Source organism: Streptomyces abyssomicinicus, from assembly GCF_008974245.1.
Lineage (GTDB): Bacteria > Actinomycetota > Actinomycetes > Streptomycetales > Streptomycetaceae > Streptomyces > Streptomyces abyssomicinicus.
Genome location: NZ_BBZI01000006.1, coordinates 456512 through 469490, shown reverse-complemented (window position 1 = coordinate 469490; position 12979 = coordinate 456512). Strand labels below are relative to the sequence as shown.

At 73.5% G+C, this 12979-nt stretch carries 13 protein-coding genes; 8 read left to right on the top strand and 5 right to left on the bottom strand.

The window, feature by feature from the left end:
- Positions 1-123: 123 nt before the first annotated feature.
- Together GBN72_RS09545 and GBN72_RS09540 are read left to right on the top strand one after the other, a co-directional pair.
- Positions 124-912: a TetR/AcrR family transcriptional regulator gene (locus GBN72_RS09545; RefSeq protein ID WP_151771277.1), complete on the top strand. Its 789-nt coding sequence runs from the start codon at positions 124-126 to the stop codon at positions 910-912.
- Between the two features lie 90 nt (positions 913-1002).
- Complete coding sequence (locus GBN72_RS09540; RefSeq protein WP_174887100.1) at positions 1003-1947, top strand: Rieske (2Fe-2S) protein; 945 nt, start codon at positions 1003-1005, stop codon at positions 1945-1947.
- A gap of 205 nt (positions 1948-2152) precedes the next feature.
- On the opposite strand, the gene GBN72_RS09535 is transcribed toward GBN72_RS09540, so the two are convergent.
- On the bottom strand, positions 2153-3175 hold the full coding sequence (locus GBN72_RS09535) for an aldo/keto reductase (protein ID WP_246212389.1): 1023 nt from the start codon (positions 3173-3175) through the stop codon (positions 2153-2155).
- Positions 3172-3615: a MerR family transcriptional regulator gene (locus tag GBN72_RS09530; RefSeq protein ID WP_151771276.1), complete on the bottom strand. Its 444-nt coding sequence runs from the start codon at positions 3613-3615 to the stop codon at positions 3172-3174. Before GBN72_RS09530 ends, GBN72_RS09535 begins: the two co-directional genes overlap by 4 nt.
- A gap of 156 nt (positions 3616-3771) precedes the next feature.
- On the opposite strand from GBN72_RS09530, the gene GBN72_RS09525 reads away from it, so the two are divergent.
- Positions 3772-4611 carry an arylamine N-acetyltransferase family protein gene (locus GBN72_RS09525; RefSeq protein WP_151771275.1) on the top strand — a complete coding sequence of 280 codons (840 nt, stop codon included), beginning with the start codon at positions 3772-3774 and terminating at the stop codon, positions 4609-4611.
- Between the two features lie 101 nt (positions 4612-4712).
- The gene (locus GBN72_RS09520) at positions 4713-5135 is read left to right on the top strand and encodes a hypothetical protein (protein ID WP_151771274.1); all 423 of its coding nucleotides are present in this window, start codon (positions 4713-4715) and stop codon (positions 5133-5135) included.
- A 34-nt stretch (positions 5136-5169) separates the two neighbouring features.
- Here GBN72_RS09520 and GBN72_RS09515 read toward each other — a convergent pair whose 3' ends face one another.
- On the bottom strand, positions 5170-5376 hold the full coding sequence (locus GBN72_RS09515; protein ID WP_151771273.1) for a dehydrogenase: 207 nt from the start codon (positions 5374-5376) through the stop codon (positions 5170-5172).
- A gap of 80 nt (positions 5377-5456) precedes the next feature.
- Positions 5457-5681 (bottom strand): cold-shock protein, encoded by a 225-nt coding sequence (locus GBN72_RS09510; protein WP_151771272.1) that lies wholly within the window; start codon positions 5679-5681, stop codon positions 5457-5459.
- Between the two features lie 203 nt (positions 5682-5884).
- On the opposite strand from GBN72_RS09510, the gene GBN72_RS09505 reads away from it, so the two are divergent.
- The 3 genes from GBN72_RS09505 to GBN72_RS09495 are packed head-to-tail and all read left to right on the top strand — an operon-like array spanning position 5885 to position 9001.
- Complete coding sequence (locus GBN72_RS09505) at positions 5885-7306, top strand: serine/threonine-protein kinase (RefSeq protein WP_246212388.1); 1422 nt, start codon at positions 5885-5887, stop codon at positions 7304-7306.
- Positions 7307-7352: 46 nt separating this feature from the next.
- On the top strand, positions 7353-8006 hold the full coding sequence (locus tag GBN72_RS09500) for a class I SAM-dependent methyltransferase (protein WP_246212387.1): 654 nt from the start codon (positions 7353-7355) through the stop codon (positions 8004-8006).
- Positions 8003-9001: an HNH endonuclease gene (locus GBN72_RS09495; protein ID WP_151771270.1), complete on the top strand. Its 999-nt coding sequence runs from the start codon at positions 8003-8005 to the stop codon at positions 8999-9001. The genes GBN72_RS09500 and GBN72_RS09495 overlap by 4 nt, the downstream gene beginning before the upstream one ends.
- Positions 9002-9032: 31 nt before the next feature.
- Here the strand turns inward: GBN72_RS09495 and GBN72_RS09490 are convergent, their stop codons facing one another.
- Complete coding sequence (locus GBN72_RS09490) at positions 9033-10751, bottom strand: serine/threonine-protein kinase (RefSeq protein ID WP_151771269.1); 1719 nt, start codon at positions 10749-10751, stop codon at positions 9033-9035.
- Positions 10752-11117: 366 nt separating this feature from the next.
- On the opposite strand from GBN72_RS09490, the gene GBN72_RS09485 reads away from it, so the two are divergent.
- The gene (locus GBN72_RS09485) at positions 11118-12974 is read left to right on the top strand and encodes a DUF262 domain-containing protein (protein ID WP_151771268.1); all 1857 of its coding nucleotides are present in this window, start codon (positions 11118-11120) and stop codon (positions 12972-12974) included.
- Positions 12975-12979 lie beyond the last annotated feature (5 nt).

Below are 12979 nucleotides of genomic sequence, written 5' to 3'. Positions count from 1 at the left end.
GTGAGCGGTGCGGCCGGAGGGCTGCCCGCCCGCCCGCCTGGTTGGCCTGGTCGGGCCTGCCGAACAACTCTATACGACGTACATTATACGGCGTACAGGGATTTCGCCGGGGATGATGAGGACGTGCCGACCGAACGAACCAGTGCGGGGGACCCCGCCAGCACCCTGCGCCTGCTGTGGCGCGACGCCCTCCGGGACCCGGGGGCCGAAGCGCCCGCCACCACCCGCCGGGGTCCTCGCCGGGCCCTGAGCGTCGACGCCGTGCTGGACATGGCGACCCGCATCGCCGACGCCGAGGGTCTGGAGGCGCTCACCATGCGCCGGGTCGCCGGTGACCTCGGTGTGGTTCCGATGACCCTCTACACCTACGTCCCCGGCAAGGCCGAGCTGCTCGACCTGATGCTGGACGCCGCCTACGCCCGGATGCCGCGCACCGGCACCGCCGGACGTCCCTGGCGGGACAGGGCCACCGCGGTCGCCGACGACAACCGCGCGCTCTTCGCCCGCCACCCCTGGGCCGCCACCGTCTCCACCGTCCGGCCGCCGCTCGGACCGGGGCAGATGGCCAAGTACGAGCACGAGCTCTCGGCCTTCGACGGGCTTGGGCTCGACGACGTCACCATGGACGACTGCCTGACCCACCTCCTCACCTTCGTCCAGGCGAACGCCCGCACCGCCGCCGACGCGCGCGCCGCCCGGGGCGACGCCGGCATGGACGACCAGGAGTGGTGGGAGGCCAACGCCCCCCTGCTCGCCCGGGTCCTCGACCCCGCCGCCTACCCCCTCGCCTCACGTGTCGGCACGGCCGCGGGCGAGACGCACGGCAGCGCCCTCGACCCGGACCACGCCTACACCTTCGGGCTGCTGCGCGTGCTGGACTCGTTCGCCGCGCTGATCGAGGCCGCGCGGTAGGACCCGGGCGTCCGCGGGACCTTCGCGGGGTACGGGCGGCCGATGGCACCCGGCTCGTTTGCCGCGGGTCCCGGCGGGGACCCGGCGGCCATGACCACGACCCCCCGTCGCCGCCGACTGCGGCAGAACCGAACCCTGAGGCTGCTGGACCGTCTGGAGCGTGAGCCGGCGGCGGACGCCCTGATCGAGACCATCCGCGAGCGGGTCCGCGCCCTGCCGCTCGGAAGCGGCCGGGACGTCCTGCACGGCAGGTCGATCGGCCACCCGCTGCACCCGGCGCTGGTGCAGATCCCGGTCGGCACCTGGCTCTCCGCCGCGGTGCTCGACATGTGCCCCGGCCGTTCCCGTGAGGCGCGCCTGCTGATCGGCGTGGGCCTGGCCGCGGCCGCCCCCTCCGCCCTGTCCGGCGCCGTGGACTGGGCGGACCTGCACCGCCAGCAGCAGCGCGTCGGCCTGGTCCACGCCGTGGCCAACGTCGTGGCCGTCGGCCTGTACGCCGCCTCCTTCGCCAGCCGCGTCAAGGAGGACGGCGCCACGGCGGGCCGCGTACTCGGCTTCCTCGGCCTGACGGCCGTCGGTCTCGGCGGCATGCTGGGCGGCCACCTGGCCTACCACCAGGCCTCCGGCGCCAACCACGCGGAAGAGGTCCCGCACCTCGTCACCGAGGGCTGGCACCGCGTCGGCCCGGTGGCCGACTTCCCCGTCGGCCGGCCGGTGCGGCGCATGGTGGACGACGTCCCGGTGCTGGTGGTCCGGGAGACGGGCGGCACGGTGCACGCGCTGGCCGACCGGTGCAGCCACCTCGCGGGCCCGCTCTCCGAGGGCACCGTCGCCGACGGCTGCGTCGAGTGCCCCTGGCACGGCAGTGTCTTCCGCCTCTCCGACGGCTGGAACGTCCGCGGCCCCGCGACCGCCCCGCAGCCCGCCTTCGACACCCGCATCGTCGGCGGCCACGTCGAGGTCTGCCTGCGGCAGCAGGACGGCGGGCGCGCCGTGTCGGATCAGGTGCCGGTCGGGGGCGCGGCCGGCCGGTGAGGCGCCGCGGACGAGGGCGGCGCCGGGTGACGCACGGGCGCTCCGCGAGCCGATGGCCCCGCGACGGCCGCGCGGGGCCATCGGCTCGCGGGGCCATCGGCCCGTGACGGCCGCGCGGGTGATCGCGCGGCCGTCTCACGGGGCGCCGTGCCGGGGCCCGCTCACCCGCCCCGCGGGCCCGGGGAGGACCCCGGGCCCGCTTCGGTCACTCGCGTCCCGCCGACGACCCGCTCATGTCCGGGTAGCGTTCGCCCGAGACCCGCTCCGCGAGCGGTTCCAGCTGCTTCAGCTCCTCCGCCGTGAGCCGGACCGCCGCGGCCGCCGTGTTCTCCTCCACCCGCTCGGGCCTGCGGGTGCCGGGGATCGGTACGACCGCGACCCCGTGCACCTCGGCCTGCGTGTGCACCCAGGCCAGCGCCACCTGCCCCAGCGCGAGCGAGCGCTCCTCGGCGATCTGCCGCATCGGCGCCAGCAGTTCCGCGTTCAGCGCCGCGTTCCTCTCGGTGAAGCGGGGGAGCGAACGCCGGAAGTCGTCGGCCGACAGTTCACCCGCCGACGTGACCGCGCCGGTGAGGAAGCCCCGGCCCAGCGGCGAGTACGGCACGAACGTCACCCCCAGCTCCGCCGCCGTCGGCACCGCCGTCCGCTCCACGTCACGGCTGAACACCGACCACTCCGACTGCAGCGCCGCGATCGGGTGCACCGCGTGCGCCGCCCGCAGCTCGGGACCGGTCACCTCGCTCAGCCCGAGCTGCTTGACCTTGCCCTCCTCCACCAGCTCCGCCATCGCGCCGACCGTCTCCTCGATGGGGACGGCGGGGTCACGCCGGTGCATGTAGTAGAGGTCGATCACCTCGACGCCGAGCCGCCGCAGACTGCCCTCGACGGCCTGGCGGATGTACGGCCGGTCGTTGCGGATCGCGCGCAACTCCGGCCGTTGCGGGTCCAGCTGGATCGCGAACTTCGTCGCCACGGTGATCTCGTCGCGGTGCGAGGCGACGAACGGCGCGATGAACTTCTCGTTCTCCCCCAGCCCGTACATGTCGGCCGTGTCGTACAGCGTCACGCCCAGCTCCAGCGCCCGCTCCAGGGTGGCCCGCGCCTCGTCGGCGTCGGTCGGCCCGTAGGCGAAGCTCATGCCCATGCACCCGAGCCCCTGCACGCCGATCTCCGGGCCGTCCGCGCCGCCGAGCCGTACCGTGTCGAGGGGTGTCCTGTCGATCGTCACCGCGCCGCACCTCCGTAGAGTTCGATCTTGAAGTCGAGGACCGCGAGCGTCGCCTGGAGATCGGCGATGTGCCGCCGCACGTCCTCCCGGTGCCGGACCAGCAGCTCCTGCCGGGCGGCGAACGTGTGGTCGCCCTCGCGCAGCAGCTCCGCGTACCGCACCATGTCGGCCACCGGCATCCCGGTCAGCCGCAGCCTGCCGACGAACTCCAGCCAGCGGAGATCGTCGTTGTCGTACCGGCGCTGCCCGTTGTGCGAGCGGTCCACCCGGGACATCAGCCCGATCCGCTCGTACCACCGCAGCGTGTGGGCGCTCAGGCCCGTCAGCGCCACGACCTCGCCGATGGTGTAGTTGTCCTGCCCGTCCGGCCGCGGCCGGACCGCCGTCCCGGACGCGCAGTCGTCCACTTCGGTCGCCGCGGCTGCCTCGGTCACCGTCATGACCTCCACGCTAGAGACTTGGAGTGCACTCCAGGCAAGCACAACCGGCGTTCACGGGCGCGCCGCATTCACCCATGGACGACGTGGACGGTCGGTCCCGGCCACTATGCTGATCATCCGTTCGAACAATTTCGAACGGCGGTGCGGAGGGGGAGCATGATCGACGTCGACGGATATCTGGCCGTGCTGGGGGTCGCGCGGCCGGCGGCCCCGACCCTGGAGGCGCTGCGGGCACTGCACCGGGCGCAGGCGGAGCGGGTCCCCTACGAGACCCTCGACATCCACCTGGGACGGCCGACGGGCATCGGCGCCGCCGAGTCCGTGGCCCGGATCCTGCGCGGGCGGGGCGGTTACTGCTTCCACCTCAACGGGGCCTTCGCCGCCCTGCTGACCGCCCTCGGCTACGACGTCACCCTGCACCGGGCCGGCGTGCAGGGCACCCCGGAGGCCCCCGCGGGCGCCTCCGGCGACCACCTCGCGCTCACCGTGCCCCTCGACGGCGAGCGGTGGCTGGTCGACACCGGGCTCGCGGGTGCGATCCACGAGCCGCTCCCGCTGCGCGAAGGCACCTACACCCAGGGCCCGTTCACCTACGGCATGGCACGGTCGACGGCCGAGCCCGGCGGCTGGCGCTTCACCCACGACCCCCGCGGCGCGTTCACGGCGATGGACTTCGCGCCCGGCCCGGTGGAACTGTCCTCCTTCGCCGCCGAGCACGTCCGGCTGTCGACGTCCGCCGAGTCCGGCTTCGTCCGGGTGCTCGCCGCCTACCTCCGCGACGCCAAGGGCGCGGACGTCCTGCGCGGCCGCGTGCTGCGCAGGGTCGACGCCGGGGGCACGGAGGAGCGGACCATCGACTCCGCCGACGACTGGTACGACGTCCTGACCGGCGTCTTCCATCTGGACCTGACCGACGTCGACGCCCCCGCGCGGGCCGCCCTCTGGGACCGCGTCGTCATCGCGCACCACGACTGGGAGACGGCGCAGCGGCGGTGAGGTGAAGGCCCCGCAGGCTCCGGCACAGGGCCGCGAACGAGAGGGGCGGCGGGCGAGAGGCGGGCGGCGAGAAGCGGGCGGCGAGGGACGGGTGGCGAGGGATGGGTGGCGAGGGTTGGACCCACACGGGTCCGTACCGGCCCGACCTGGCGGCGGCCTTCCGGCAGGCCCAGGACGAGGAACTGGCGAGGGACGACCGCGGCTTCGCGGGGCGGTCCGTCGCGGAGCTGTGGCGCGAGCCGGAGTGGATCGACCGCGTCCTGACCGGAGGCACCCGCACGGTGCTGGACTTCCCCCTCGTGCTCGAGGCCACGGATCCGCACGACGGCCCGTTCCTCCGGCCGTTGACCGACGCCGAGGTGCGGACCTGGGCCCCCGGCGGCCGGCCCACCCACGAGGAGTGGGCGGCGGCCCTCGGTTCCGGCCGCCTGGCGTTCCCCGCCCGGGGCCAGGGGAACTGCACGGTGCTCTTCCGCGACGGCGTGCCCGTCGCGATCGGCTACTGGGGGGTCACCTCCGACTAGCCGGCCGCGCAACCCGTCGCGGCGACGCCGGAACTCAGTCCGGTCCCAGGTCGGGGTAGGGGCAGGGTTCCAGCGGCGCGGCGGGGCGGTCCGCCCACTTCCACCACACGTGCCCGCCGGAGCACCCCCAGGCCATACGGCACACGCGGCGGTCGTCCTCCGCGCGGTGGCAGAGCGCCATGGAACCGGCCCGCAACACGGCCCCGCACTGCGGGCAGGTCGGCGCGGCATCGATCGACATCCCCGCACCGTACCCGGGCGCGCACGGGAGGGGGCCGAAATCCTCGGCTCCGCGACGCCCCCCGACACCGTGACCGGGCGTCAGTCGTCCCGAGGCGTGATCTCCAGCGCCCGGTAGGCGTACCCGTCCTGCCGGAACCCGGGAGCCTCCCACCGCAGCTCGACGAGCTGCCCGGGGGACAGCGTGCGGAAGCCCTTCATCCGGATGTGTGAGTAGTGGCCCCAGCAGCCGCCGGGGGTCTCGGGGGAGTCGAGTACGCCCCACCCTTCCTCGTCGCGCCACTCACGGACGGTCGCGGTCACCATGGCCCGAACCCTACGCTCCGGCCGGGCGCGCCCCGGTCCCGGGCCCGTCGGCGACTTCGTCCGGATATCCGACACGGCCTCGGGGTACCCGCATCGCCACGGCCTCTTCCACGCACGGCCGAGTCCACTACGCGGTGACAGCAACGGAGACCCAGATGACGGCCTGCCGCTCAGCAGCCATGCCCACGGATCCGCCGGCACCGGTGCCGGCGGATCCGTGGTCCGTCGAGCTCCTGGCCGACCGCTACCGCCTGGGCGCGAAGATCGGCTCGGGCGGCATGGCCGACGTCTACGAAGGGGTCGACACGCGGCTTCGGCGGCCCGTGGCCGTCAAGGTCTTCCGGCCCGGCCCCGGCGCCGACGCGCAGACCGAGGACAGCCTCTCGACGGAGGCCCTCCTCCTCGCCCGGCTCCACGACCCCGGCCTGGTCACCGTCTACGACGTCGGACAGCACGACGAGCGCCCGTTCCTCGTCATGCAACTGGTCGACGGCCCCACCCTGCGCGGCCTCCTGTCGGACGGACCGCTGCCCGAGCGACGCGTGGCCGACCTCGGCGCGGCCCTCGCGCAGGCCCTCGCCCACGTCCACCAGGCCGGCATCGTGCACCGGGACGTCAAGCCGTCGAACGTCCTGCTCGACCCGGCGGGCGCCCCGCACCTGGCCGACTTCGGCATCGCACGCCTGGTCGACGCCACCCGCCACACGGCGTCCGACGTGCTGACGGGCACCGCCGCCTACCTGGCGCCCGAGCAGGTCGAGGGGAAGCGCATCGGACCGGCCGCGGACGTCTACGCGCTCGGCCTGGTCCTGCTGGAGTGCCTGAAGGGCGAACCGGAGTACGAGGGCGCCTTCCTGGAGGCGGCGATCGCCCGCGTCCACCGCCCGCCCGTGGTCCCCGCCGGGCTGTCCCCGGACCTGGCCTCCCTGCTCCGGGCCATGACCGACCAGGACCCCGGGGCCCGCCCGGACGCCGCGCGGTGCGCGACGGTACTCGACGCCCTGGAGACCCACGCCGCTGCGGAGACCCACGCCGCCCCGGGGTCCCTGGCCGCCCCGGGAACCCCGGGAACCCCGGGCACCCCCGCGGGCGCTCCGCGTCCGGCCCCCTCGCCCCCGGTGACACCGCACCCGAGCCGCTCCGCGACGTCCCGGCCCACAGGTCGCGATCGCGACCCGCACGGGACCCTCCGCGCGAAGGGCACGGCGGTGACCCGGACCTCCCCACGGCCGGCCCCCCGGCACAGCCGCCGCCTGGCCGTGAGCACCGTCCTGGCGGCGCTCTCCGTGGCCCTGGGCGCCACCGTCGCCGTCGCCCCGGGCACCGACCCAACCCGCGACGACCCCACCTCGACCGCCGCCGCCCCCGCCGACCGGCCCTCCGGCACGGCGGACACCCCGGCACCCGACGACCGTCGCACCGCGGCCCCCCGCACCGACTCCCGCACCGTCCCCGCCTCGACCGACCCAGAGCCGTCCGGCCGAGCGGCCCCCGCGCACCGGGGGATGGGCCGGCAGAAGGACGCCGCACCCAGTGACACGGCCCCGGGCCGCCCCCAGCACGCGGCCGACAACGCCGGGACCGGCAAGCCCGCACACCCGCCGACGCGCAACGGTCACGGCTGAGACGCCGCCCTCACCGCCTGTCGTACGGCTCCCGTAGCGTGTCGGCATGGTCATGAGCGGAGAGAGCCCCGACCAGGACACGGCCGATCGGCCGGGCGAGCTCACGGCGGGGGTGCAGCCCTACTACGCGCACCACGCAGGGTCGCTGGCCGAGAGATACGAGAGCGTGTCCTTCGAGGCCGTACACGGCGACGTCCTGGACCTGTTGCCGCCCCCTCCGGCCAGAGCGGCCGACATCGGGGCGGGCACCGGCAGGGACGCCGCGGCACTCGCCCGGCGCGGGTACGACGTCCTGGCGGTGGAGCCGGTGCCAGAACTGCGCCAGGTGGCACAGCGGTTGCACCCGATCCCCTCCGTCTCCTGGACCGAGGGCTCCCTGCCCGAACTGCGCTCCCTCTCGGGCCCGTTGGACCTCATCCTGCTGTCGGCCGTATGGATGCACCTGGCACCGGCCGACCGCAGCCCGGCGATGGGACGGCTGGCCGGACTCCTGGCACCGTCGGGCATCCTCGTGATCTCCCTGCGCCGAGGCGAGCCCCCGACCGACCGGGTGATGTACGACGTGCCGGCCGAAGAGGTCGTGAGCCTCGGGGAGACGGCGGGGCTGCACATCGTGAGGGTGGCCGAGAACGACACGGACAGCCTGGGCAGGGATGCCATCTGGTGGCAGAGCGTCGTCCTGCGCCGGGAGGCGCAGTGAGCGCCCAGGAGTTCTACGCCGGGGACACCTCTCCCCGCGCCTCGTGGCGCCTGGCGGTGTTGATGGGGGCCAACTCCCGTACGTACAAGTTCGCCCTGGGTGATGCCCTGCTGGACGCCGCCCGGCAGGGACGGGACGCGGTGCCCCTCAAGGACCTCGCGGCGGCGTACGGCATCGCCATGGCACGACACCTGGCCGAGGCGCCCCAGGCGCCGCACGCCACCCACCTGGGCGAGCGGGACTTCCTCACGGTGGCCGAGCAGGAGAGCGCCGCGACCCTGGCCGCGGGCAGACCAACCGAGAAGCTGGTGGCCGCGGCGGAACGATCGATGCCCGCGATGGTGATGCGCAAGTTCCACAACCTGCGGGGCAGCGACACGGTCCCCCACACCTTCTATGAACTGCTCGGCACCGGCCGGCATCGCACGGTGCGCCTGAGCAGCCACCTGCTGCGCCTGGCGCGCTCGGAACAGGCCGCCCTCCTGTCGGCCGAACTGGGCGCGCGCTGGAGCATCGTCGAAACCTCCTTCGCGTCAGGAGTGGGACGGAGCCTGGTCGAGGAAGGGATGGCCCACGACCTGGAGACGCTCAAGCTCACGGACAAACTCCGCCGCCGCTCCGTGACCGGTCTGGTCGAGGCCACGATCGGTTTCCAGCACGGTCGTTGCCAGATCTGCGGCGAGGTCATCGGCCCGGACGAGCCCATAGCGGTCGACCATGTCTTCCCGTTCGCGTTGATGCAGCGCTACCGAAGCGTCGGCGCCTGGTGCGGCCCGGACCTCGACGCGCTGTGGAACCTCGCTCCGGCTCACGCGGCCTGCAACGGGACGAAGAGCGACCGCCTTCCCCTGCCGGCCGAACTGGACCGCCTGGCGGCGCGCAACGAGGCGATCATGCAATCACCTCACCCTCTCCGACAGACCCTCCGGCGCCCGCTGGAGAGGGCCGGAGCGGCCTCCTGGCGTCACTTCCTGGCGGCCGTGCCCCCGAGCTGACGCCATCTGACGCCGTGGGCGGGGAAGTTGGCTAGGCGGCGTCCCGCCAGACGGTCATTTCGCCCTTGAGGAAGGCGAGTTTCGGCATCGCGGTCGACTTCGTCTGGATCACCAGCAGCCCGATGTTCCCGGACGCGTCCTTGACGCAGATTTCCGTCCCGTTCGCCGCCCCGGCCAGTAGGAGGGTGTGTGACTTCGCGCCGGAGAGCATGAACCGGCACGTGTCCAGTGAGCCGGTGCCGGGGGCGCCTGCCATCTGGAGGAATACGGCCGTGTCGCTCTTCAGCTCACAGCCGGCCGACGCGCAGCCGAAGCGGATCTCGCCCTTGCCGTTCGTCAGCTGCTCCTGCGGGTCCTCCAGGTTCGCCGAGTTCTCCGCGTCCACCCAGAACAAGGGGTACGGGGTGGCGACGGGCTTCGCGGGCGACGTCGGGGAGGTCCGGGAGCCCCCGGACGTACCGTTGCCGGTGCCCAGGGCAGCCGCGTCGTCGGTGCCGGCCGCGTCGTCCGCGTCGTCGGCGCTGTCCGTGCTGTCCGTGCCGGACGAGGACCCCGACGCCGACCCCGACGCCCGTGCGGTCGGGTCCGCGGTGGACGCCGTGGAGTCCGCCGCGTTCAGGCGGCCGAAGCCCTCGGTGTTCATGATCTTCCAGGTCAGGGCCGTCACCAGCAGCGCGGACCCCGCCACTCCGACGGCCGAGATCAGCGCCCTGCGCCGTCTGTGGGCCTTCCGCTCCTCCGGCGTCATCGCAGGCCGTCCGTCCGGCGGCTGCGGGTAGCTGATCAGGGGCTGCGGCGCTATGAGCGTCGCCTCCGGCGCCGTCACCGGGGCCGCCACAGGTTCCGTCACCGGATCCGGCACCGCGACGGCCGGCCCGTTGATCTCCCGCCATACGGCCGGAGCCCCGCCCGCGTCGGCGTCCGCCTCCAGCCGCTGCCGGCACCACTCCACGACCTCCGCCGGGGTGGGTCGCTCCGCCGGATCGGAGGCCAGGCACCGGGCCAGCAACGGCCGCAGCGGCTCGGGCAGCAGGGACAGGTCGGGCTCGGAGTGCACGATCCGGTAGAGCACGTTGAGCGCCGAGCCCTCCCCGTACAGCGGCTTGCCCAGCGCGGCGAACGCCGCCGTCTGCGCGAGCGCGAAGACATCGGTCGCCGCCGTGACGTCGTCGCCGGTCGCCTGCTCCGGCGCCATGAAGGAGGGCGTGCCGATGGTCCCGCCCGTGGCCGTGTACGCCGTCGCGTCGGCCGCCAGCGCGATGCCGAAGTCGATCACCCGGGGCCCGTCGGCGGCCAGCAGCACGTTCGACGGCTTCAGGTCCCGGTGCACGATGCCTGCCCCGTGGATGGCCTGAAGGGCCTCGGCCACCCCCGCCATCAGGCACAGCAGCGCCGGCACCGGCAGCGGCCCGCGCCGGGCGACCGCCTCCGTCAGGGACGGCCCGGGCACGTACAGCGTGGCCAGCCAGGGCGGCGTGCCGTCCGCGTCCCCGTCGATCAACTCCGCCGTGTACGCACCGCGGACGCGCCGGGCCGCCTTGATCTCGCGGCCGAACCGCCGCCTGAAGTCCGGGTCGTCCGCCAGCTCCGGCCGCACGACCTTGACCGCCACCGGCCGTCCGCCCTGCGTGTGCGACAGGTACACCACGCCCATGCCGCCCGCCCCGAGCCGGGCGGCCATCCGGAACCCGGCCACCACGGCCGGATCATCCGCCTGCAGCGGCTGGAACACCTCCGTCACACGGCTCATCGACCCGTTCCTCCCCTGCCTGCCTGCCCGCCCGCACCCGCCAGGACAGCAGTCTAAAACTCGATCATGAGCACGACGATCTCCCGGGCGCCTCCGGGAAAGACGGGAGCACCTGTCCGGAACCGGGCGACGTCCGCGAACTCCGCGCGGCCCCGCATTGCGGGCATCGTCCGTGCCGTCGGTGATACCCGCCAGGGGCAAGCGTTGTGGCGCCCTCGTCCCGCCGGGCGCGACCGAAGCCGCGCGGTGCGCCGCACGCAGCGCGCGGAGCGGGCAGGCGGCGCCGGGCGGGACCCGTACGCTCCCGGTCGCCCCGGCCGGGTGACCGGTCGCCACCACGGACGTTGTTCCGCACAAGGAGGAAATGTGGCGACCGAGACGTTCAGCATCGACAAACGACCCCTGCGGGACCTGCTCCAACAGGTGGCGGCGGGGAAGATCCAGCTACCGGAGTTCCAGCGCGGCTGGGTCTGGCCGTGGCCCAACATCGCGAGTCTGCTGGCCTCGGTGTCCCTCAACTACCCCATCGGCACGGTGATGCTGCTCGAGGGCGGCGGCGACGTCCGGTTCAAGTACCGGCCCATCGAAGGGGCGACCCCGGGCGAGCACGTGCAGCCCGAGTCGCTGGTCCTCGACGGGCAGCAGCGGCTCACCTCGTTGTTCCAGTCACTCGCCATGGACCGTCCCGTGGCCACCCAGGACGAGCGCAAGCGCCGGGTGTCCGGCTGGTTCTACGTCGACATGGTCAAGGCGCTCGACGAGAACGAGGACCGCGAGGAGGCGATCCGCTTCGTCCCGCCCTCCCGCCAGGTCGTCAACTTCCGCGGGGAGGTCCTGCAGGACCACTCCACCCGGGAGCTGGAGTACCAGCACCGTGTCTTCCCGCTGGGCAGCCTCTTCGACAACTCCTGGGGCGACGGGTTCGCCCGCCACTGGGGCTTCGCACAGGACGCCATGGAACTCTGGTACGGCTTCCGGGACGGCTTCATCCGTTCGTTCGACCTCTACCACTTCCCGGTCATCGAACTCGGCAAGGGCACCCCGCGCCAGGCCGTGTGCCAGGTCTTCGAGAAGGTCAACACCGGCGGAGTCACCCTCACCGTCTTCGAGCTCCTGACGGCGACGTACGCCGCCGACGAGTTCGACCTCCGGCGTCACTGGGAGGAGTGCCGCTCGGCCTGGGAGGCGCCTGAGTACACCATCCTCAAGGAGGTCTCCAACACCGACTTCCTCCAGGCGGTCACCCTTCTGGCCACCGCCGAGCGCCGGCGTCGCGAGGAGGAAGCGGGCACCGAGGAGGAACGCCTGCCCCGCATCGGCTGCAAGCGCAAGGACATGCTCGCGCTGAGCCTGGAGGACTACCGGCGGTACGCGCCGGACGTCGTCGCCGGCTTCAAGGCCACCGCGAAGTTCCTGCGCCAGCAGTTCGTCTTCGACACGCGCTTCCTCCCGTACGGCACGCAGCTCATCCCGCTGGCCGCGATCTTCGCCCTCGCCGACAAGGACGCGGAGTCCGCGGGCGCCCAGGAGAAGCTGGCCCGCTGGTACTGGTGCGGTGTCTTCGGCGAGCTGTACGGCGGCACCACCGAGACCCGCTTCAACCTCGACCTCCCCGATGTCGTCGACTGGATCCGCGGCTCCACCACCGAACCCCGCACGGTGACCCAGGCGCAGTTCGCCGCGAGCCGCCTCCTGACCCTGCGGACCCGCCAGAGCGCCGCGTACAAGGGCATCTACGCGCTCCTGCTCAAGGCAGGCGCCGTGGACTGGCGCACGGGGGAGAAGGCGGAGGTCAGCGTCTACTTCGACGAGGCGATGGACATCCACCACATCTTCCCGCAGGCGTGGTGCCAGAAGAACGGCCACGAGCGCTCCGTGTGCAACTCCGTCATCAACAAGACCCCGCTGACGGCCCGCACCAACCGGATCATCGGCGGCAACGCCCCGTCCGAATATCTCCAGCGGCTCGCCAAGGCGGCCGCGACCAGCCCCGAGGGCGTCGAGCAGCGCATCCGCACCCACCTCGCGGACCCGGCGCTGATGCGGGCCGACGACTTCGAGGCCTTCTTCGAGGCCCGGCGCGAGGTGCTCCAGGAACACATCGCCACCGCCATGGGCAAGCCGGTGGTGGACGACCACATCCCCGGCCAGCGCCCGGAAGCGGCGATCCAGGCGGCCGAGAACGGGACGGAAGTTGGCGTCCCGGTGCCCGCGCGGCCGTGAGAACC